At 68.4% G+C, this 20,870-nt stretch carries 18 protein-coding genes; 7 read left to right on the forward strand and 11 right to left on the reverse strand.

All coding sequences use genetic code 11. From position 1 onward, the window contains the following. Position 1 precedes the first annotated feature (1 nt). The 3 genes from gcl to alc are packed head-to-tail and all read left to right on the forward strand — an operon-like array spanning position 2 to position 4,025. Entirely contained in the window at positions 2-1,804 is a 1,803-nt protein-coding gene (gene gcl / locus NI1_RS05150; protein ID WP_067814455.1) for a glyoxylate carboligase, read from the forward strand. Then, positions 1,801-2,994 carry a glycerate kinase gene (locus NI1_RS05155; RefSeq protein WP_245663070.1) on the forward strand — a complete coding sequence of 398 codons (1,194 nt, stop codon included), beginning with the start codon at positions 1,801-1,803 and terminating at the stop codon, positions 2,992-2,994. The genes gcl and NI1_RS05155 overlap by 4 nt, the downstream gene beginning before the upstream one ends. Positions 2,995-3,002: 8 nt before the next feature. Continuing rightward, entirely contained in the window at positions 3,003-4,025 is a 1,023-nt protein-coding gene (alc, locus tag NI1_RS05160; RefSeq protein ID WP_084522549.1) for an allantoicase, read from the forward strand. A 37-nt stretch (positions 4,026-4,062) separates the two neighbouring features. Here the strand turns inward: alc and NI1_RS05165 are convergent, their stop codons facing one another. After that, positions 4,063-5,172 carry a lycopene cyclase family protein gene (locus tag NI1_RS05165; protein WP_067814459.1) on the reverse strand — a complete coding sequence of 370 codons (1,110 nt, stop codon included), beginning with the start codon at positions 5,170-5,172 and terminating at the stop codon, positions 4,063-4,065. A gap of 92 nt (positions 5,173-5,264) precedes the next feature. On the opposite strand from NI1_RS05165, the gene NI1_RS05170 reads away from it, so the two are divergent. Then, entirely contained in the window at positions 5,265-6,239 is a 975-nt protein-coding gene (locus tag NI1_RS05170; protein WP_067814461.1) for a hypothetical protein, read from the forward strand. Between the two features lie 3 nt (positions 6,240-6,242). On the opposite strand, the gene NI1_RS05175 is transcribed toward NI1_RS05170, so the two are convergent. The 10 genes from NI1_RS05175 to NI1_RS05220 form a co-directional block, all read right to left on the reverse strand. Further along, on the reverse strand, positions 6,243-7,607 hold the full coding sequence (locus tag NI1_RS05175) for a DUF2252 domain-containing protein (RefSeq protein ID WP_218026681.1): 1,365 nt from the start codon (positions 7,605-7,607) through the stop codon (positions 6,243-6,245). A gap of 110 nt (positions 7,608-7,717) precedes the next feature. Continuing rightward, entirely contained in the window at positions 7,718-8,482 is a 765-nt protein-coding gene (locus NI1_RS05180) for an SDR family oxidoreductase (RefSeq protein WP_067814465.1), read from the reverse strand. Between the two features lie 294 nt (positions 8,483-8,776). Next, a complete protein-coding gene (locus tag NI1_RS05185; RefSeq protein ID WP_067814467.1) occupies positions 8,777-9,250 on the reverse strand; it encodes an SRPBCC family protein in 474 nt (157 codons plus the stop codon). 288 nt (positions 9,251-9,538) lie between these two features. Next, positions 9,539-10,969, reverse strand: a complete 1,431-nt coding sequence (locus NI1_RS05190) for an amino acid permease (protein ID WP_084522550.1) — start codon at positions 10,967-10,969, stop codon at positions 9,539-9,541. A gap of 60 nt (positions 10,970-11,029) precedes the next feature. Further along, positions 11,030-12,031 carry a proline racemase family protein gene (locus NI1_RS05195; protein WP_067814471.1) on the reverse strand — a complete coding sequence of 334 codons (1,002 nt, stop codon included), beginning with the start codon at positions 12,029-12,031 and terminating at the stop codon, positions 11,030-11,032. Beyond that, positions 12,031-13,548 carry an FAD/NAD(P)-dependent oxidoreductase gene (locus NI1_RS05200; protein WP_067814473.1) on the reverse strand — a complete coding sequence of 506 codons (1,518 nt, stop codon included), beginning with the start codon at positions 13,546-13,548 and terminating at the stop codon, positions 12,031-12,033. Before NI1_RS05200 ends, NI1_RS05195 begins: the two co-directional genes overlap by 1 nt. Continuing rightward, entirely contained in the window at positions 13,545-13,859 is a 315-nt protein-coding gene (locus NI1_RS05205) for a (2Fe-2S)-binding protein (RefSeq protein WP_067814475.1), read from the reverse strand. The genes NI1_RS05200 and NI1_RS05205 overlap by 4 nt, the downstream gene beginning before the upstream one ends. Next, a complete protein-coding gene (locus NI1_RS05210) occupies positions 13,856-15,031 on the reverse strand; it encodes an NAD(P)/FAD-dependent oxidoreductase (protein WP_245663071.1) in 1,176 nt (391 codons plus the stop codon). Before NI1_RS05210 ends, NI1_RS05205 begins: the two co-directional genes overlap by 4 nt. A gap of 41 nt (positions 15,032-15,072) precedes the next feature. After that, complete coding sequence (locus NI1_RS05215) at positions 15,073-16,536, reverse strand: aldehyde dehydrogenase (NADP(+)) (RefSeq protein ID WP_067814479.1); 1,464 nt, start codon at positions 16,534-16,536, stop codon at positions 15,073-15,075. A 49-nt stretch (positions 16,537-16,585) separates the two neighbouring features. Beyond that, positions 16,586-17,497 carry a dihydrodipicolinate synthase family protein gene (locus NI1_RS05220; protein ID WP_067814482.1) on the reverse strand — a complete coding sequence of 304 codons (912 nt, stop codon included), beginning with the start codon at positions 17,495-17,497 and terminating at the stop codon, positions 16,586-16,588. Between the two features lie 172 nt (positions 17,498-17,669). Between NI1_RS05220 and abaF the strand changes: the two genes are divergently transcribed. From abaF to NI1_RS05235, 3 genes are all read left to right on the forward strand, one after another. Further along, positions 17,670-19,031, forward strand: coding sequence for a fosfomycin efflux MFS transporter AbaF (abaF, locus tag NI1_RS05225; protein ID WP_067814484.1), 1,362 nt, complete (start codon positions 17,670-17,672; stop codon positions 19,029-19,031). A gap of 96 nt (positions 19,032-19,127) precedes the next feature. Continuing rightward, complete coding sequence (locus NI1_RS05230) at positions 19,128-19,790, forward strand: GntR family transcriptional regulator (RefSeq protein ID WP_084522551.1); 663 nt, start codon at positions 19,128-19,130, stop codon at positions 19,788-19,790. 357 nt (positions 19,791-20,147) lie between these two features. Continuing rightward, positions 20,148-20,657 carry a hypothetical protein gene (locus NI1_RS05235; protein ID WP_067814488.1) on the forward strand — a complete coding sequence of 170 codons (510 nt, stop codon included), beginning with the start codon at positions 20,148-20,150 and terminating at the stop codon, positions 20,655-20,657. Positions 20,658-20,870: the final 213 nt, after the last annotated feature.

Below are 20,870 nucleotides of genomic sequence, written 5' to 3' on the forward strand. Positions count from 1 at the left end.
CATGGCACGCATGCGCACCGTGGACGCCGCGGTACTCATTCTCGAAAAGGAAGGCGCGACACAGGCTTTCGGCCTGCCCGGCGCGGCCATCAACCCGTTCTACAGCGCCATGCGGGCGCACGGCGGCATCAAGCATGTGCTGGCGCGGCACGTGGAGGCCGCCTCGCATATGGCCGAGGGGTACACCCGCGCCGTGGCCGGGAACATCGGGATCTGCATCGGCACCTCCGGTCCGGCCGGCACCGACATGATCACCGGGTTGTATTCGGCGAGCGCGGATTCCATTCCGATCCTGTGCATCACCGGTCAGGCGCCGGTCGCCAAGCTGCACAAGGAGGACTTCCAGGCCGTAGATATCGCCTCGATCGCCGCTCCGGTCAGCAAGTGGGCGGTCACCGTGATGGAGCCCGCGCAGGTGCCGGGCACCTTCCAGAAGGCGTTCCAGCTCATGCGATCCGGGCGGCCCGGCCCGGTGCTCGTCGACCTGCCGATCGATGTGCAGCTGACCGAGATCGAATTCGATATCGACACCTACGAGCCGCTCGAGGTGCACCGCCCCGCCGCCAGCCGGGCGCAGGCCGAGAAGGTGCTGTCGATGCTGGCCGCCGCGCAACGGCCGCTGATCGTGGCCGGCGGCGGCATCGTGAACGCCGAAGCGGCCGACCTGCTGCTGGAATTCGCGGAGCTGACCGGTGTTCCGGTGGTGCCGACGCTGATGGGCTGGGGCACCATCGCCGACGATCATCCGCTGCACGCGGGCATGGTCGGCTTGCAGACCTCGCACCGCTACGGCAATGCCACCATGCTCGAAGCCGACTTCGTGCTGGGCATCGGCAACCGGTGGGCCAACCGGCACACCGGCGGCGTCGAAACCTACACCAAGGGACGCACTTTCGTGCACGTCGACGTCGAACCCACGCAGATCGGCCGGGTCTTCGCGCCCGACTACGGCATCGTCTCCGATGCCGGGGCCGCCCTCGCCGCCTTCCTCGAGGTCGCCCACGATCGCGCCCAGGACGGCGGGCTGCCCGATCGCGGCGAATGGGCCGCCAAATGCCGGGCGCGCAAGCGAACCATGTTGCGCAAGACCGACTTCGACGCGGTGCCGATCAAACCGCAGCGGGTGTATCAGGAGATGAACCGCGCCTTCGGGCCCGACACCCGCTACGTCACCACCATCGGGCTGTCGCAGATCCAGGCCGCGCAGCTGCTGCACGTGTACAAGCCGCGGCATTGGATCAATGCCGGACAGGCCGGGCCGCTGGGCTGGACCCTGCCCGCCGCCCTCGGTGTCGCCACCGCCGATCCCGGCGGCACCGTGGTCGCGCTCTCGGGCGACTACGACTTCCAGTTCCTCATCGAGGAGTTGGCGGTCGGCGCGCAGTTCAACATCCCGTACATCCACGTGGTCGTGAACAACTCGTACCTGGGGCTGATCCGTCAGGCGCAGCGCGCGTTCGACATGGACTACTACGTGCAGCTGTCCTTCGACAACATCAACAGCCCCGAACTCGGCGGCTACGGCGTCGACCACCTCAAGGTGGCGGAAGGACTGGGCTGCAAGGCGATTCGCGTGCTGGACCCCAATGATCTGGGCTCCGCGTTCGATCGCGCCAAGCAGCTGGCCGCCGAACATCAGGTGCCGGTGCTGGTGGAGGTCATCCTGGAACGCGTCACCAACGTCTCGATGGGCCTCGAGATCGACAATGTGAACGAATTCGAGGACCTCGCGGACTCCTTCGACGACGCGCCCACCGCCATCGCGGCCCAGCCCGCGTACGAAACGGCGGGGAGCGCACGGTGATCCAGGTGCGCGGCGGCGGACGCAAAGGGTGGCAGGAAGGCCATGTGCTGATCGCCCCCGACAAGTTCAAGGGGTCGCTGACGGCCCCGCAGGTCGCCGCGCACCTGGCGGCCGGACTCCGGCAGGTGCGGCCGGAGCTGCCGGTGGTGGCCGTGCCCGTCGCCGACGGCGGCGACGGCACCGTGGACGCCATGGTGGCGGCGGGCTACACCCGGCTGCAAACCACGGTGACCGGGCCGCTGGGGGAGAAGGTGGTCGCCTCGTTCGCGATGCGGGACGAGACCGCGGTCATCGAACTCGCCGAAGCCTCCGGGCTGCGGCGGCTCCCCGGCCGGCCCACCTCGGTGTCCGCGCTCACCGCCACCAGCGCGGGCACCGGGGAGCTCATCCGCACCGCCGTCGCGGGCGGGGCGAAACGAATCGTGCTGGGGCTCGGCGGGAGTGCCTGCACCGACGGCGGGGCGGGCCTGCTCAGCGGGCTCGGGGCGCGACTGCTCGACGCGTCCGGCCAGCCCATTCCGCCGGGCGGGACCGGACTGCGTTATCTCTCGCGGATCGACACCTCCGCCATGCTGCGGGTGCCGGTCATCGTCGCCTCGGATGTGGACAATCCACTGCTCGGCCCGCGCGGTGCGGCCGCGGTGTACGGCCCGCAGAAGGGCGCTGGGGCCGGGACCGTGCGCGAATTGGAGACCGGGCTCGCTCGTTTCGCTGAAATCGCCCGGCGGGATCTGCGTGCGGATCCGCTCGCCGGTGATATCGCGGCGCAGGCCGGAGCGGGCGCGGCGGGTGGTGTCGGCTTCGCGGCGCTGGCGTTCCTGGGCGCACGTATCGAACCCGGTATTCGAATCCTGTTGGAAGAATTGGATTTCGATCGCCTGCTCGCCGGAGCGCGCCTGGTCGTCACCGGCGAAGGCTCCCTGGACGAGCAGTCACTGCACGGCAAGGCCCCCATCGGGGTGGCGCGGGCGGCGGCGCGGGCCGAAGTTCCGGTGGTCGCGGTATGCGGCCGGCGCGAGCTGTCGCGAGAGACGCTGCGCCGCTCCGGGATCGAGGACGCGTACGCGCTGACCGATATCGAACCCGATCCCGAAGTGTGCATGGCCCAGGCCGCGCCGCTGCTCGAACAACTCGGCGCCCAGCTGGCGGGCACCCGCCATTTCGCCGAGCTATCCCGTAACCCGAAGTGAGAGAGGCTATGTCGGATTTCACCAACCTTCCGGATCTGGCGCTGCGCAGCTACCGCGGCAGCGTGATCGCCGCCAGCGACGAATCGTTCGAAGAGCGCGAGAACCTGATTCAGCCGTGGCAGCCGCGCTTCTCACCGGACACCTTCGGGCCCAAGGGACAGGAGTACGACGGCTGGGAAACCCGGCGCCGGCGTACGCCCGGAAACGACTGGGCGCTGATCCGTTTGGGGCTGCCCGGCATCGTGCGCGGGGTCGTGATCGACACCGCCTGGTTCAAGGGCAACTACCCGCCCTTCGCCTCGGTCGAGGCGACCCGGGTCGAGGGTTATCCCGCTGCCGCCGAACTGGATTCGGCGGAGTGGGTCGAGATCGTGCCGCGCAGTGCGCTGGGTGGCGACGCGCGCCACGAGTTCCCGGTCGCTGCCGACGGCGTCTTCACCCATGTGCGGCTGAATATGTTCCCGGACGGCGGCATCGCGCGCCTGCGCGTACACGGTGAGGTAGTGCCCGACCCTGCGCTGCTCACCGGTTTGACCATCGACCTGGCCGCACTGGAGAACGGTGCGCGAGTCACGGCCTGCTCCAACGAGTTCTACTCGGTGCCGGACAATATGCTCGCCCCCGGCCTGGCCCGCAATCAGGCCGAAGGCTGGGAGACCGCCCGCCGCCGCGACGACGGCAACGACTGGGCCGTCGTGGAGCTCGCCGCCCAGGGCGTACCGCAGCTCATCGAAATCGACACCACCAACCTGGTTTTCAACTCCCCAGGCCAGGTGCGGGTACTCGGCATCGATCACAGCGGCGACGAACCGCTCCCGGCGCCCGGCGACCCCGCCTGGTTCGAACTCCTCCCGGCCATCCCGGTGCAGCCCGATACGCCGCACCGCTTCCGACTCGCCGACGCCACGCGGCCGGTGACGCATGTCCGGGTGGACATCTACCCGGACGGCGGCATCGCGCGGCTGCGGGTGCTGGGATCGCTCACCGCTGCGGGTGAGCGCGATCTGGCCGCCCGCTGGTCGGCGAACTGAGGCCCGGAAGACAGCCCGCGCGTAGCCGTTAGCGCGGCTACGCGCGCTTTCGTGGCCTCCCCACCGCAGCCGCCATGACGCGCCGCGTCCGCCAGGGCAGGGCAGCGAAGAGCGCCATCATGGCGGCTGCGGTACCGGGGAGATCGTCGCGCCCGGAGAGATAAGCGCGCTGCGACGCCACCGGGAGCGCGAAGAAGGCGTCGAAGAAGGCCGGGAGGTCCTGCGGGGGCAGGGCCAGCAGCGCCCGCAACCCGGCCGAGCGCAGGGCGTGCACGGCTCGCGCGGGGGCGGGCCACAGCGAGTCACCGCGCACCATGGCATCGGCCGTGTCGAGCGCGGTGGCCACGCTGTATCCGGTGGCGGGGTGCATGAGTGCGCCCGCGGTGCCGAAGGTCAGGTGGCCGGGGTGGCCGCCCTCGACCGGGAAACGCACCCGTTCGATCTCCTCCGCGCCGGTGAGTTCGATTCCGCGCGAACGCAATCGATGCTTCAGGCGATCGTGCAGGACGCGCGGGTCCAGGGCGGGGCGGCCCGCGAGGCAGGTCTCCTCCAGGAGCATGCGATCCTCGTCCAAGGGGACCGCGTACAGGAATGACGGCGGCTCATCGGGTTCCGCGCCATTATCGGTGCGCCAGTCCATGAAGAACGTGTCCTCGGGCCAGCGCTCCCGCTCCACGATCACCCCGAAAGCGGTCTGTTCGGCGCGGGCGGGGGAGCGCCGCACGCCCCGGGCATCCACGACACGCCCGGCCGCCATCACCTTTCCCGAGGCGAGCCGCACTGACGGCAGATCCAGGCCCCGCGTGCCCCACCGGGTCGGCGGCACGATCTGTGCCACCCGGTCGGTGACGATGTGCGCGCCGGACAGGTCCAGCGAATCCCGCAGCCGGTCGGTATCGAATACGACGTAGGGGCGATCCAGCACGGCGCGCCGGGTACCCCAGGCGGCCGGGCGGTCGACGGTCGCGGCGATCACCTCGGGCGCGAGCCATTCGGGCAGCTCATCCGCCCACGCCGCATACGTTGCGGTCCAGCGCCGTTGCGGTTGCGGTTCGATCACAGCCACCGATAAACCGTGGGAGAGCGCACGATGAGCAAGAGCCCGACCGGCGGGTCCCGCGCCGCAGATGAGGAGATCGGAGGTCACCGGGTGATTGGATCATGAAGCGTGACCGTCATACGCTTCGGTAACGACTGTCGGTTCGGGAGCGGCCCGGCACGGCGCGAAAGGTTGTGCACATGACGTATCCACCAGGACCGCCGTCCGGTCCCGGTTACGGCGGCGATCCGCAGGGCGGTTACGGCCAGCAGCAACCCGATCCGCAATGGTGGGGACAGCCGGGGCCGCCGGCTGATCAGTCCAATCAGCCCACCTGGACCGGGCAGCCCGTCGACCCGAATTGGCAGCAGCCCAATACCGGCCAGCCGCAAGGGAATTGGGGCGGGGATCCCGGATATCAGCAGCAGGGTTACGGGCAGCAGCCGGGCTTTCCGCCGCCGGGATACCCGCAACAGCCCGGATATCCGCAGCAACCGGGGTATCCGCCGCCGAAGAAGTCCAACACCGGGCTGATCGTGGGCATCGTGCTCGGGCTGGTGGCGGTGCTGGCGGTGGCGGTCGGCGCGATCGTATTCGTCACCCGCGGCGACGATTCGGATCAGGCGGGCGGGGAATCGAGCAGCCTGGTGCCCGCCACCAGCGCACCCACCAGTTCGCGGCCCAGCCCGAGCGCTACCACCACCAGCAAGCCGCAGACTGCGGGCAAGAAGTTCACCTACACCGAATACGGGCAGAACTGGAACTTCCGGTTCGGTGATGTGGCGTTGCAGGCGGATTGGGTCACGGGGCAGGACTTCACCAGCTGCCAGCCCGTCGCGGACGGACCGAAGCTGATCGAGCTCGGCTGCCAGTACGGTTCCTCGCTGAGCTGGAAGGCCGAGAACGGCGCGCTGATGATGAGCCAGCTCATCCTCACCATGGGAGATTCCGCGAAAGCCACTGCGGCCGAAGACAATTTCGACGACAAGGACTTCCAGGTCCCGCCCGGCACGTACATCGCCGATTGGGAGTACGGGAAGTGGCGGGACGGCAGCTCCAAGGAGTTCCTGGTGATCACCCTGGTCACCGCGACGGCCGCCATCGACGCCGCGACGGCCGACAAGTATCTGCGCTACCGCAGCAGCGATACCATCGCGGCGCTCGGCTTCCGCTGACCGTTACGCCGGCGAATCCGATTCGCCGGCGGTCACGCGGCCCTCGTCGATCGCGGCCAGCAGCCGATCATGGTCTGCGACAGTCTGATCCGCGTATGCGAGCGCGAATTCGGCCAGGGCGCGGTCGAATCCGTCACCGCTGCCCAGGTAGGCGGCGATGGCCACCCGATCGCCCGAACGGGCGTGCCCGCGGGCGAGGGTGTGACCGCACAGGGCGGCGTATTGGCGCAGCTGCTCGGCCGACATGTCCTCGATGGTCAACGAGCCCTTCATGTCTCGCAGTTGCCGCCAGTAGTAGAACAAGCCGTTCGGCCCGGTCGCCCAGCCCAGGAAGATATCGCCCGCCGCCTGGGTGAGCCGCTGCCCGTGCACCACCCGATGCCCCTGGTGCTGCTGCGGGCTGCCGCCCAGATGCGGTGCGAGCACCGAATCCTCGGCCTGTTTGACCTGGAGGAACAGGGGATCGCCGGTGGTGCGGCCGGTCAGCAGCGCGATGAAACAGCGCGTACCGACACTGCCCACCCCAACCACCTTCACGGCGGTGTCTTGCAGCTCGTACCGGTCCAGCAGCACTCGCCGTTCCTCGGGCAGCGTGGCGCGATAGTCGGCCAGCACCGCATCCAACCCGGATCGAACGTCGATCGGAATCGGTTGCACCAGAGGCGGATCGGGCTTGATACGCAATCGGCCGTCGGGCCCGGTTTCGGTGAGCTTGTCCAGCGCCTGCAAACTGGTGCGCGACCGCGCCTTGTTGATCACCTTCGTGGCCAGCTTGCGGTTCTGCGCGGTGAGCAGCGACTGCACTCGTTCGGCATCCACCATCTCGTACCAGACATCGGTCTCGCCGAGCTCGGCCAGCCGAATCATGGCCTCGCGATAAGCGCTCGCCGCGGCGGCCGCGGCTGCACCGGCGGCCGTGTCATCGCAACCGTTGGCGCGCGCCGCCACCGCCACACTGGCCGCCAGCCGCTTCACATCCCATTCGAACGGTCCCGGCAGCGTCTCGTCGAAGTCGTTGAGGTCGAACACGAGCGCGCGCTCGGGCGAGGCGAACAGGCCGAAATTCGACAGATGGGCATCGCCGCACAACTGCACCCGCAACCCCGTATCCGGCCCGGCCGCGAGATCAGCCGCCATGATCGCCGGAGCGCCGCGATAGAACGGGAAATGCCCCGCCGCCATCCGCGCGTATCTGATCGGCACCAGCTCCGGTACCCGCGTCCGCGCCTGCCGCTCGAGCACGGCAACGGGATCCTCGCGATCGCCCGCCGGCCGCCACGCCCCCAAGGCCGAGCGCGCCACCCGCTTCCGCGCCGCCTTCCCGACCCGGGCCGACGTCATCCCCGCGGTCCCGCCAGCTGTCACCATGATCGGACTCTAATCCCTGACCCCCGCGGATCGGTGCAGCTCGGCACGGCGTTCCGGACACACAGCGGGCCCGGCACCGAACCCCGGTGCCGGGCCCGCCCTTTCCGAACTCAGATGCCGCCGGTAGCGAGCAGCCCGCCATCCACCCGCACGGTCGTACCCGTGATCCACGAGGACTCCGCCGAAGCCAGGAACCCGATCAGCGCCGCCACATCCTCCGGCGACCCCAGCCGCTTCATCGGATAAACACCCGCCGCAGCCTCCTCGTCAGCCGAATACAACGCATCCGCGAACTTGGTCTTCACCACCCCCGGCGCCACCGCATTCACCCGAATCTTCGGCCCCAACTGCCAAGCCAGCTCCTCGGTCAACCGAATCAACGCCGCCTTCGAAGCCCCATAAGCCGCGATCACACCGGTCGACCGCAACCCCGCCACGCTGGCCACATTGACAACGGCCCCACCATGCTCACCCATCCACGCCTTGTACGCCTCCTGCACATACCCCAGCGCCGCAACGACATTCACATCGAAGATCTTCCGCACAGCATCCAGATCCGCCTCCATCAGCGACCCGTACACCGGATTGATCCCCGTATTGTTGATCAGCACATCGATCGACCCGAACTGCGCCACCACAGCCGCAACCTGCTCCGCCCGCGACGCGGCATCCCCCGCGTTCCCGGCGACCGCGACAACCTTCCCCGCATACCCCAGCCCCCGCAACTCCTCCGCCGCGGCCTCCAGCGGCTCCGGCTTCCGAGCCGAAATAACCACATTAGCCCCGCGCCGCAGCAGTTCCCCCGCCACCGCGAACCCGATACCCCGGCTCGCCCCGGTAACCAACGCACTCTTGCCGATCAGATCATCGCTCATGTGACGGCACGCTACTTCAGTCACAGATCCTGATCGAATTTGCCCCAAAAGGCGTTCATGCCGTCACGCGATACCAGAGGCCGGGCGGCTCTCGACGCACCATTCGGAGCGTTTCTGGTATCGGCCGTGCTCACCGGCGACAACTATGCCGGAGCGGGAGCTGGTCCGGCTCGCCGACTTCTCGGTTTACCAGCTCCATCAGCACAGGCTGAGCGATTGCGGCGGGCTGCGCCGCTCGGCTGATCCCTGTGCGAGCCCGATCTCGATCGGCCGGGCTCGCAGAGCATGCGGAAACTATTCAGCGGCAACCACTTTGCCGAGGTTGTCCAGCTCGTTCGCGCGTCCGGCGATGATCCGCTGGGTCCATTCCTCGTCATGCATCGGCTCGATGGTCATGGTGACCCGAACGCCGCCGGTAATCGGGGCGATGTCGACGGTGGTCAGGTGGTCGTAGGCTGCATGGCCGGGAACGAAGTCGATGTGCGAGGTGTACGACAGTCGCCGGACCGGTTCGACCTCGGTGAAGGTCTTTCGTGATTGTGTCGACAGCGGCAGACCCGCGGAGTTCATGAATTCGACCTGCTCGGGCCCGGTGGCGGTCATCGTGTAGACCAGTCCGCCCCCGATTCGCACGTCGATTTCCTCGACACGCACCTCGAAACCGTCCGGGGCCCACCAGGCGGGGATCCCCTCGGCGGTCGTCCAGAGGGCCCAGATCTGCTCGGCCGTCGTGGGGTACGTGCGCTCGAGGGTGAGGGCGTCGGTCATGTCATGCTCCAGTCCACGCGTAACTTTACGATCTTCGACGGTCGTCGGGACCGAAACTCATCGGTCCGGCCGCCCGGTGCCGTCCATAGCGGAAGTCGTGACCGCTCGAACGCGCCACCCGTCAAACTGTGCGGTGACGTCGGTTTTCGCGATACGGTCCAGGGGGACGCGCAGAGATCCCGTGGCTGATCCTTGCAGGAACAGCCACGGGTCTACAGGTAGGGGTGACTCCTATCGTGGATACTGCGGGTGGCTCGGTGGGGTAACGGGTTTCGGGCTGACCAGGCGCTAGTCGCTTGCGGTCTCGGGCTGGTTGAGGGTGGAGTTGCGGTAGCCGTAGGCGGCGTAGAGGGCGAGGCCGATCAGCAGCCAGATGATGAAGCGCAGCCAGGTGATCGCGTCGAGGTGGCTGATCAGCCAGATGGAGAAGGCGATGCCGATCAGTGGGACGACCGGGACCCAGGGGGTGCGGAAGGCGCGGTCGGCGTCAGGGCGGGTGCGGCGCAGGCGCATGACGCCGAGGGCTACCACGATGAAGGCCATGAGGATGCCGACGTTGGTGAGTTCGGCGGCTTCGCGGATGGGGAGGAAGCCGGCGATGAGGGCGGAGACGATGCCGACGGGCCAGATGACGCGGGTGGGGACCTTGCGGCGTTCGCTGCATTTGCCGAAGTAGGTGGGGAGCAGGCCGTCTCGGCTCATGGCGAAGCCGACGCGGGTGACGGCGAGCATGTTGGCGAAGGCGGAGGTGGTGACGCCGACGACCGCGCCGACCGCGATGACCAGGCCGAGGATGCCCATGCCGACGGTGTCGAAGGCGCTGGAGAACGGTGCGGCCACATCGATTTCGGTGAAGTTCACCATGCCGACGATGACCAGGCAGACCAGCAGGTAGACGATCGAGGCGATGCCGAGGCTGATCAGGATGGCCTTGGGCAGCAGTTTCTTACCGTCCTTGGATTCCTCGGCGGCGGCGCTCATGGCGTCGTAGCCGTAGACGGCGAAGAAGGCCAGTGCCGCACCCGAGACCGCGCCGCCGACGCCGAACGGGAAGAACGGCGTGTAATTGCCCGCCTTGATGTGGAAGGCGCCGGCGATCACGACGATGGCGACGATCACCATCTTCACCGCGACGAGACCGGTTTGCACACGGGCGGATTCGCGGGTGCCGCGCGAGAGCAGGAACGCCAGCAGCAGGCATAACAGGACGGCGAACAGGTCGATCTTGCGACCGTCACCGGTGCCGGGCGCGCCCAGCGCCCAGGTCGGCAGGTCGAATCCGATGTAGTGGGTGATGTAGTTGAGGTAGCCGGAGACCGCGATCGCCACCACCGACACGATGGCGGTGTACTCGAGCAGCAGATCCCAGCCGATCATGAAGCCGATGATTTCGCCCAGTGCCACATACGAATACGTGTAGGCGGAACCGGCTTTGGGCACCATGCCCGCGAACTCGGCGTAACACAGTCCCGCCGCGCCGGAGGCGATGACGGCGATGGCGAACGAGATCAGCACGGCGGGTCCGGCCACCTCGTTGGCCACCACACCGGCGAGCGAGAACACGCCGGCCCCGACCAGGCCGCCCAGGCTCAGCGCGACCAATTGCCATAGGCCCATGCTCTTGGTGAAATCGCCGGTGTCGGAATCGGTTACGGGCATTCGCCGCAGGACTCCGCGCAGGGTCATGGGTGGGCGTGGGCGGCGGGTGACGACAGACATTGTCGCGCCTTTCAGGTGGTGATATTTCAACTAGGGGTGGTGGATAGTGGGGGAGCGAGGTCAGAAGACGAAGCCCTCGGGGAACGGATCGGCCGGGTCGAGCAGGTAGCTCGCGGTGCCGGTCAGCCAGGCGCGGCCGGTGATCTCCGGTATGACGGCGGGGTGTCCGGCGACCGTGACGGTGTCGACCGCGCGGGCATGGAAGGTGGTGCCGATGAACGAATCGTTGCGCAGCACTTGGTCATCGGATAGCAAGCCGCGTGCGTGCTGACGGGCCAGCAGCGCGGAGGTGCCGGTGCCGCAGGGGGAGCGGTCGAACCAGCCCGGGTGGATGGCCATGGCATTGCGGGTGTGGGTGGGTTCGGAGGCCGGATCCAGGAACAGCACATGCTTGCACCCGCTGATCCGCTCGTCCGCGAGATGTACGGGACGCCGGGATTCATTGATGGACGCCATGATTCGCAGTCCGGCGTCCAGGATCTCGCCTTGGCGTGCGCGGTCGAAGGGCAGTCCGAGTTTGCCGAGATCGACGATGGCGTAGAAGTTTCCGCCGTAGGCCATGTCGTAGCGGACTGTTCCGATCCCGGGTACCTCGACGTCATTGTCGAGACTGTCGCAGTAGGCGGGCACATTCCGTAGCGCGACGGAATCAGCGTGCCCCGCAGTGACATTCACGCTGGCCACCACTCGACCGGCGGGGGTGTCCAACCGGATTTCGGTGACCGGTTCGGTGACCGGCACCATGCCCGCTTCCACCAGTGCGGTCGCCACGCCGATAGTCCCGTGCCCGCACATCGGCAGCAATCCGCTCACCTCGATGAACAGCACACCGTAATGCCCGTCGGCGGTGGTGGCGGGTTGCAGGATCGCCCCGCTCATGGCGGCGTGCCCGCGCGGTTCGTTGACCAGGAATTTCCGCAGGCCGTCGAGGTTCTCGCGGAAGTAGTCGCGTCGATCGGCCATGGTGGCGCCGGGGATGGTGCCGACTCCGCCGGTCACCACGCGAGTCGGCATGCCCTCGGTGTGGGTGTCGATGGCGGAGATGATTCTGCTGCTGTGCATCAGGACGGTCCTTCGGTGTCGAGTTCGGCGAGTTCGCGCAGTCGGACGACGGCGGCCAGCGGGCGCGCGGCGGGGGTCGCGGCGGCCAGTCCGATGGGAGCGCAACCGGCGGTGTCGCATCGTCCGCCGGGCGCCTCGTCGGCCGTTTCCGAGGGCACCGCATCATGGGCCGCCCGCGGGTGTGTGGCATCGTCGGTCGCGCCCGAGTGCGCCGCGCGCAGGTCGGCGACGGCCGCCCCGCACATACGGCCCTGGCAGGGGCCGAGTCCGGCGCGGGTGGCGAGCTTGGCGGCGCGATAGCTGGTGCCCGCCACGCCCGTCCAGGTCGTGGTCAATTCGGCCCGGGTGGTGTTCTCGCACCGGCAGATCACGGTGTCGGGCCGGGACCAGTCCGTCGCACCGGCGCCGATCGGGTGTGCGGCGGCGAGCCGGGCGACGAACTGCCCGGCGGTGTGATGCCGGGCGGTCAGGCCGCGTTCGTGGCTCGGGTCGCCGCCCGCCGCCGCGATTCCGGCGACCGTGCCTTCGACGGCGGCGACCTGTGCTCCGCCGATCCCGGTGAGTTCGCCTGCGGCCCAAACGGATTCGACAGTGGTGCGTTGTCTTTGATCGACACTGACGAATCCGCTGTCGGTCAGCCGCGCACCGGCGGCGATGGCGAGCTCGAGCTGTGGCGTGAACCCGTGCGATACGGCGACCGCGTCCACGGCCACGGTGGTGTGCGAGCCCGGGATCGGTGACCAGTGTTCGTCGAGCCGGGCCACGGTCGCTTCCTCCACCCGCCCGTCACCGGCGACCGCGACCACCGCCGTCGAGGGACGCAGCGGAATCCGATGGCGCAGACCGGAACTCGCGTACTCGAGCAACTCCGCGGCTTTGCCCGCGCTGTGCCGCAACTCCCACGGCCGGGCAGCCCAGTGCCGCAGGATCCGCCGGGCCGGGTTGGCCTCGAGCACCGCCCGCACCTGTGCGCCGCCCAGCGCCAGCGAGTGGGCGACCGGCAACAGGAACGGCCCCGTCCCCGATACCAGCACAGATCGCCCTATCAGCAGGCGCTGCGTTTTCACCAAAGTCTGTGCGGCCCCGGCGGTGTAGACGCCGGGCAGATCCCAGCCGGGGAACGGGCACACCCGGTCATAGGCTCCGGTCGCGATGATCAGCGCATCGCCGCGAACCTCGCGATGGATGCGCCGCTCACCTTCCACCCCGATCAGCAATCGCACGGTGGGACAACCACCTTCGGGATGCCGCTCGAGGTGAAACACCGCCGCGCGGGAAAGATATTCGCAGCGCGGATGCTCGTGCAGCAGTCGCGCCCGGCGCTCGGCCGCCGCGTATCCGTGCCCGATGGCCAAGGGCCGCCGCACGCCGTAATCGGCCGGTATCCGGCGGTTGTATTGACCACCGAGCGCCTCGTTGGCATCGATCAGCGTCACCGTCGCGCCGTGTCGCAGTGCGGCTGCGGCCGCGGCCGTGCCCGCCGGTCCACCGCCGATCACCACCACGTGCCGGTTCATCGCTCGCTCCGTGCGGCGCGGCTCTGGCTGGTGACGGTGTCGCCGTCGCGGGCGGGACGACGGCACAGCCGCACATCCGGTACCCCGTTTACTGTCGCGACGCAGTCGAAACACATTCCGATACCGCAGAACACGCCGCGCCGGCCGCCGTCGCGGGCGGTCCGCCAGTGGTCGCGGCCCGCGGCGAGCAGCACCGTGGCGAGGGTTTGGCCGTGCACGCCCGGCACGGATACGCCGTCGGCGATGACGGTCAGCGGCCGGTCCGCGCGGCCGATCCGGTCGCGGTCCGCGGGAATCAGGTGTGGGCTCATAGGGATACGTACTCCGTGCTCGAGGTGATGACCGCCGGACGGTCGACGGTGAAAGCCGCCGCGCTCATCGGCGCGCGGGCGCCGGTGAGGGCGGCCGCGACCAGCTGTGCCGTGCCGACCGACAGTCCGATCCCAGCGCCTTCGTGTCCGGTCGCATGCCACAGTCCGGGCAGGCGTGGATCCGGTCCGATGACCGGCAGATGGTCCTCGACATAGGGGCGGAAGCCGCCGTAGGCGCGCATGATCGCGACATCGGCGAGGATCGGGAACAGTCGCAGTGCCTTGCGTGCGATGGCGGCGAGGCTGTCGGGCCGGATGCGGTCGTCGAATCCGATTTGGCGGCGGGAGGATCCGAGCAACAGCGGCCCGCCGCGCGTGGATTCGACCACGGCCGAGGATTGCAGGGCGGCATCCGAACTGCCGACCGCGCCGACATAATCCGCGTCGTAGACCTTGTGGAAGACGGTCGGCGGCAGGGGAGCGGTGATCAGGACGTCGCCGCGGCGCGGTTTGACCGCGATGGGTGCGTCCAGCAGCACCGACACCGGGCCCGACCACGGGCCCGCGGCATTGATCACGACATCGGCGAAGCGGTCGCCGCGGGTGGTGCGCACCCCCAGTATCCGGCCGCCGCTGACGATCGAATCGGTGACCGCGCAACGGGTTTCGATGATCGCGCCGGCCGCGGTGGCGGCCGCGAGCAGCGCGGTGGCCGCACCGACCGGCTGGACCTGTGCGTCTTCGGGATAGTGGACGGCGGCGGTCGTTTCTCTGGTGAGTGCCGGTTCGGCCGCCGCGAGCTGCGTGGCGTCCAAGGCGGTGCAGTCCACCCCGGCCGTGCGCTGACCGTCGGCGAAAGCAGCCAGGGCGGTCGCGCCGGATGCGGTGGTGGCGACGACGATGCCGCCCTTGGGTTCCCATTCGACCGCCGCGACCACGCGCGGCAGCCGTTCACCGATGCGCGCGAGCGTCTCGGGCCACAATCGCCGGGACAGCCGCGCCAGTTCCAGCTCCGGACCCGGCCCTTTGTCCGAGACCAGCACATTGCCCTCGCCGTGCGCGGTGGTGCCCGAGGCAACCGCGCCCGCCTCGCAGACCCGTACCGACAGACCCGCCAGGGTGAGCCGGTCCGCGAGCGCGCAGCCGATCATGCCGGCGCCGATGATCAGCACATCGGTCCCCCTCACGGACGATGTGCCGGACTCGTCGAATCTCATTGCGCGCGTGCCCCGTTCACCGATCGCGGGATGGAAAGGGGGTTGTCGTCGCGCAGTTCGGGCGGCAGCAGCGCCGCGGGCACCGACTGGTACACCACGGGCCGCAGGAAGCGGGCGATCGAGGCGGTCCCGACCGAGGTCGCGGTGGGTGCGGTGGTCGCCGGGTAGGGGCCGCCGTGCTGCTGGGCGTAGGTCACCGACAGCCCGGTGGGCCAGCTGTTCCACAGCACCCGGCCTGCCACGTCCACGCCCCGGGTGAGCAGCGTGCGGGCGATGTCGTCGGTGTCGTCGCCGAAGACCGAGACCGTCAGCTGCCCGCTCACCGCGCGGGCGAGCGCGAAAAGTTCGTCGGCATCGCGATAGGTCACCACCAGTGCCGCCGGGCCGAACATCTCCTGGGTCAAGGCTTCCGGGTCGGCGAGCACGTCCTGGGCGCGGGTGGTCAGCAGCAGGGTGCGCCCGGAAGCGCCGCCGCTGAGGATCCGTACCGCCGGGTGCGCCCGGAGTTGCTCGACGGCGCCGATGAATCCGGCTTCGATCGCGTCGTTGAGCAACTGCCCCGTCGGTTCCGGGGTGGTCCTGGCCAGTTCCTCGAGCAGCGGAGATGGGTCGGGGAGGGCGATCAAACCCGGTTTGGTGCACAGTTGTCCCGCGCTGGCCGACAACGTGGTCAACAATCCGGCGGCGATCTCGTCGGGACGTGACTGCGCTGCCGCGGCGGTGACGAAAACCGGGTTGACCGAACCCAATTCACCGTAGAAGGGAATGGGCTTCGGTCGCGCGTTGGCGATATCGAACAGCGCTCGCCCGCCTCTGGTGGAGCCGGTGAACGCCGCCGCGGTGACGGCCGGATGGGTCAGCACCCGCACGCCCGCATCGACTCCGAAGACGAGGCCGAAAGTGCCACGCGGAGCCCGGTTTTCGTCGAGGACCTCGGTGATGATCGCGCCGGCCGCCCGCGACAGCGCCGGATGCCCCGGGCTGGCCTTGACGATGACGGGGCAACCGGCGGCCAATGCGGCGGCGGTGTCGCCGCCGGGAACGGAGAAGGCGAAGGGGAAGTTGCTCGCCGCGAAATTGACGACCGGGCCGAGCGGAATGTTCATCCGGCGCAGGTCCGGGCGGGGCGCACCCATCGGCCAGTGGTCGTCGGCGGTGTCGATCCGTACATCCAGATACCTGCCGTCACGCACCGTCTCGGCGAACAGGCGCAGTTGAAAGGTGGTGCGCCGCAGTTCACCGGTGAGCCGCGCCTCGGGCAGCCGGGTTTCGTGCCGGGCCAGGGCGAGCAGCTCCGTGGCCCGGCCGTCGAGCCGATCGGCGATGCCCTCGAGCACCCGGGCGCGCCCGGCCGCCCCGAATTCCGCCCAGGCTGGTGCGGCGGTGGCCGCCGCCGCGACCATGGCATCGACCGCTTCGGCCGTGGTGTCGGCGATCGGCTCGGCTGTCGTTTCGATCATCGAGTGGTCCCTCATCTTCCGTATTCGCCCTTGCCGGTGTGGCTTTCGGCTACCGGTAACCCTTGGCCAGCACCGCTTCGGTATCGGCGGTGATCTTGGCGACCAGTTCGGGTGCGAGCGGAATCCGCGGCGGCCGGCAGGCGCCGCCGGGCCGCCCGGCCAGATCCATCGACAATTTGATGGCGTGTACGAATTCGGTCTTGGAATCCCAGCGCAGCAGCGGATGTAGTTCCCGGTACAGCGGTAGCGCCTTGTCCAGGTCCCGGTTCACCGCCGCGTTGTACAGCTCCACGGTCACCTGCGGAATGGCATTGGGGTAGCCCGCGACCCATCCGACCGCGCCAGCGATGCCGAGTTCGAGCACCACGTCGTCGGAGCCGATCAGCACATCGAGTTCCGGTGCGAGTTCTTTGATCTCGTAGAAGCGCCGGACGTCGCCGGTGAACTCCTTGACCCCGACGATCAGCCCTTCGCTGTGCAGCTCGGCCAGCAGGTCCGGGGTCAGGTCGATGCGGGTGTCGATCGGATTGTTGTAGGCCACGATGGGCAGGCCGACCGCGGCCACCGTCCGATAGTGATCCAGCACGACCTCGCGATTGCCGCGATAGATGTTGGGCGGCAACAGCATCACGCACTGCGCACCGGCCTCGGCGGCCTGTTCCGCCCATCTGCGGGCTTGCAGCGCACCGTAGGCCGCGATGCCGGGCATGACCGTGAAGCCCTCCGGCGCGGCCTCGATGGCGGTGGTCACCACGCGGGCGCGTTCGGCGTCGTCGAGGGTTTGGTATTCGCCGAGCGAGCCGTTCGGGCTCACGCCGTGGCAGCCGTTGTCCGCCAGCCAGCGCACGTGCTCGGCGTAGGCCTCGTGGTCGACCGAGAGATCCTCGGTGAACGGCAGGGTGGTCGCGACGATCACCCCGTGCCAGGGCTTGTTCGCCGGGGACGCGGTGGTTTCGGACATGTGAGCCTCCATCAGGTCGAGAGTCAGGGGAGAGCGCCCCAGCCGCCTGTCACCATGTGACGTGTGACATTGCACTGACGGTAAGGGATGGAGTCATGCCCGGTCAACCGCTTGCGTGATCGGGGTCACCATCCTATGGTGCAATGTCACACGACACAGATGAAGGTGGAGCATGACCGCGATCGACGAACCCGCGACGACACAGCAAACCGATTCCCGGGCGAGTGCCCCGGCGGCCGGACTACGCCGGATCGTGGCCGCGGCCATGGCGGGCGCGGTCGCCGAATGGTACGAGTTCTTCCTCTACGGCACGGCCTCCGCGCTCGTCTTCGGGCAGGTCTTCTTCCGCTCCAGCGGCAATGCCATCGACGGCATCATCGCCGCCTTCGCGCTCTACGCGGTCGGCTTCCTGGCCCGGCCCTTCGGCGGAATCCTGTTCGGGCACTTCGGCGATCGCGTCGGACGCAAAGCGCTGCTGCAACTGAGCCTGGTGGCGGTCGGGATCACCACCTTCCTAATGGGCTGCCTGCCGACGTTCGCGGTGATCGGCTATTGGGCGCCCGCGCTGCTGGTCACGCTGCGCCTGATCCAAGGCTTCGCGTTCGGCGGCGAATGGGGCGGGGCGGTGCTGCTGGTCAGCGAGCACAGTCCCGATCACCGGCGCGGGTTCTGGGCCAGTTGGCCGCAGGCCGGCGTCCCGCTGGGCAATGTGCTGGCGACCGTCGTGATGCTGGTGCTTTCGGCGAATCTGTCGGAGGCGCAGTTCCTCTCGTGGGGCTGGCGCATCGGCTTCTGGCTCTCGGCTGTCGTTGTGCTGATCGGCTACTGGGTGCGCTCGAGCGTGGATGACGCGCCGATCTTCCGCGAGGCGCAACAGCGATCCGAGACCGACCGGCGGCATGCGCTCGGCATTGTCGAAGTGCTGCGCTATCACTGGCGGCAGGTGCTGATCGGGATCGGCGCGCGCTTCGCCGAGAACATCCTCTACTACCTGGTGGTGACCTTCTCGATCACCTACCTCAAGCTGGCCGTGCACGTGGACACCGCGCCGATCCTGGCGCTCATGCTGGTCGCGCACCTGCTGCACTTCTTCATGATTCCCGCGGCGGGTCTGCTGTCGGACCTGATCGGACGGCGGCCGGTCTATCTCACCGGGGCCGTGCTCACCGCCGGATGGGGTTTCGTGGCCTTCCCGATGATGGATACCGGGAACTACGCGCTCATCATCGTCGCCATCACCCTCGGCCTGGCGATCGAATCCTGCACCTACGCACCGTATTCCGCGCTCATGACCGAGATGTTTCCGACTCGGGTGCGTTATACGGCACTGTCGTTCTGCTACCAGGTCGCACCGATTCTGGCCGGCTCGCTGGCCCCGCTGATCGCGGTCAGCCTGTTCGACCATTTCCACAGCTCGGTGCCCATCTCGCTGTATCTGGTTGTGGCGGCGACGATCTCGGTGATCGCGGTCGGCCTGGCCAAGGAAACCGCAGGCAAGTCGCTGCGGGCCGTCGATGCCGAGGCCACGCCGTGAGGCTCCGCTCCCGGGCGGCCAGGTATGCCACGTGACATGGCATAGAATGTCGGAAAGTCATGGAGTTCATCGATCGCGGGCAGGGGAGCCGACCACGTGAGTATCGAGCAGTTCACCCAGGTGGAGAAGGTCAGCCTGCGCGACAAGGTGTCACGGGCACTACGCGCGGCCATCATCGCCGGTGAAATGGAGCCCGGCGTGGTGTATTCCGCGCCGACGCTCGGCGCCCGCTTCGGAGTGTCGGCCACCCCCGTCCGCGAGGCCATGCAGGATCTCGCACGCGAGAACCTCATCGCGATCGTCCCCAACAAGGGGTTCCGAGTCATCGAGGTCGCCGAAAAGGATCTCGACGACATCACCCGCATCCGGCTACTGCTCGAGCCTCCGGTCGTCCGCGAAGTCACGCCCCTGATCCCCGACGCGGACTTCCCCCATCTGCGCTCTCTCGCCGAGCAGATCGTCGCGGGCGCCCAGAGCGGCGACCTGGTGGAATACACCGCCGCCGACCAGATCTTCCACCTGACCCTGCTCGGCTACGCCGACAACCCACGCCTCAACGCGCTCGTCTCCGACCTGCGCGACCACACCCGCCTGTTCGGCCTGGCCTCCCTGGCCGAGAAGGGCGAACTCGTCGACGTCGCCCGCGAGCATCTCACCATCGTCGACCTCCTCGAGTCCCGCGACCAGGACCGGGTCGAACAATTCCTGCGCGCCCACATCCGGCAAGCCCGCGGCCGCTGGGCCAAGCCCGACGAGTAGACATCTACCCCTCTGCTCTCGCGACCACGTGTCCTGGCGGGCGGGGCATACTCGGGGCCAGCCGGCCGACGGAGTCACCGACGCCAGATGGTCTGCTGCTCAGGCGAAGAAGGCGAGCAGCAACGGCACGAGCAGTTCGGGTGGTGCAGCACTTCGTGATCGGCACCGGGCAGAACTACTCGCCGCGCGCCGGGAATGGCGGCCGCCAAGGCCTGGTTCGCGGTTTGGATCCAGGGCAGCCACGACGCAGGCCTGCCCGAGTCCCACGCCTAGGGGCGTTGACCGCGTACGCGGCAGGCGAAGACACGGCTGTCGTCGAAGAGCCGAATGGCTGGAATTGGTGGCTAGGCTTTCTGGATGAGCAGCTGGATCGTCGAGGGAGGCGCGGTCGACGATCGGGAGATGGTTCACCTGATCGTGGACGTCGACAATACGGGGGATTGGCGATCCCGTTGCACGGGAAGGCCGGCCAGCCGGGAACCGGTGCCCGGCCGGGCACGCTGCCTGCGGTGCGCGCTCAAAGCCGCTGAGGCTTTCCGGCTCGGAGAGCAGCCTCTGCATGCGGTGAAGGAGTGGATGCGGGTCGACCGCACCGCGTTTCCGTCGCAGACGGTGACCCCTATGCCTGTGCCGCAACGTCGTTCGAGGTCGACGACAGCGATCGAGCCGGACGATAGCGAGAACAGCGAATTGGTTCTCGACCTGACCGACCCGGACTTGCGCTTCGTGATGACCGACGCCCTGTCGAGGTGGGCGGCGCACCAGCGCCGCAAGGCTCGCGCTGAACCGGATGCGACTTTGATCGAAACCCGCAACCGTTGGGCGGATCTCGCCGACGAAGTCCGTATCCGCGCCGAAACCGCGTAAACGGCGACGGGTCGTCGCCGTCTGAGTGCGCCCTGTAATTCCCCAACGCGTATCCGGTCGATGCGCGCAGTACCGAAGTGCGCTCGATGCCGAGCTCTCCGAGGTGGGCGTACCAGACGTCCGAAGCCGCGCGGATAGTGGCCGGTGCGATCGGTTTCGAAACGAGGCCCCGGTCTGCGCACGATGTCTCCCAGACATCCGCCGGCATGCTTC

The sequence above is a fragment of the Nocardia inohanensis NBRC 100128 genome (assembly GCF_001612945.1).
GTDB lineage: Bacteria > Actinomycetota > Actinomycetes > Mycobacteriales > Mycobacteriaceae > Nocardia > Nocardia inohanensis.

Excerpts from the sequence above, each read along its gene's own strand:
- gcl (WP_067814455.1), top strand. The coding sequence starts at position 2 with ATGGCACGCATGCGCACCGTGGACGCCGCGGTACTCATTCTCGAAAAG.
- alc (WP_084522549.1), top strand. The coding sequence starts at position 3,003 with ATGTCGGATTTCACCAACCTTCCGGATCTGGCGCTGCGCAGCTACCGC.
- NI1_RS05170 (WP_067814461.1), top strand. The coding sequence starts at position 5,265 with ATGACGTATCCACCAGGACCGCCGTCCGGTCCCGGTTACGGCGGCGAT.
- NI1_RS05175 (WP_218026681.1), bottom strand. The coding sequence starts at position 7,607 with ATGGTGACAGCTGGCGGGACCGCGGGGATGACGTCGGCCCGGGTCGGG.
- NI1_RS05180 (WP_067814465.1), bottom strand. The coding sequence starts at position 8,482 with ATGAGCGATGATCTGATCGGCAAGAGTGCGTTGGTTACCGGGGCGAGC.
- NI1_RS05185 (WP_067814467.1), bottom strand. The coding sequence starts at position 9,250 with ATGACCGACGCCCTCACCCTCGAGCGCACGTACCCCACGACGGCCGAG.
- NI1_RS05190 (WP_084522550.1), bottom strand. The coding sequence starts at position 10,969 with ATGTCTGTCGTCACCCGCCGCCCACGCCCACCCATGACCCTGCGCGGA.
- NI1_RS05195 (WP_067814471.1), bottom strand. The coding sequence starts at position 12,031 with ATGCACAGCAGCAGAATCATCTCCGCCATCGACACCCACACCGAGGGC.
- NI1_RS05200 (WP_067814473.1), bottom strand. The coding sequence starts at position 13,548 with ATGAACCGGCACGTGGTGGTGATCGGCGGTGGACCGGCGGGCACGGCC.
- NI1_RS05205 (WP_067814475.1), bottom strand. The coding sequence starts at position 13,859 with ATGAGCCCACACCTGATTCCCGCGGACCGCGACCGGATCGGCCGCGCG.
- NI1_RS05215 (WP_067814479.1), bottom strand. The coding sequence starts at position 16,536 with ATGATCGAAACGACAGCCGAGCCGATCGCCGACACCACGGCCGAAGCG.
- NI1_RS05220 (WP_067814482.1), bottom strand. The coding sequence starts at position 17,497 with ATGTCCGAAACCACCGCGTCCCCGGCGAACAAGCCCTGGCACGGGGTG.
- abaF (WP_067814484.1), top strand. The coding sequence starts at position 17,670 with ATGACCGCGATCGACGAACCCGCGACGACACAGCAAACCGATTCCCGG.
- NI1_RS05235 (WP_067814488.1), top strand. The coding sequence starts at position 20,148 with ATGAGCAGCTGGATCGTCGAGGGAGGCGCGGTCGACGATCGGGAGATG.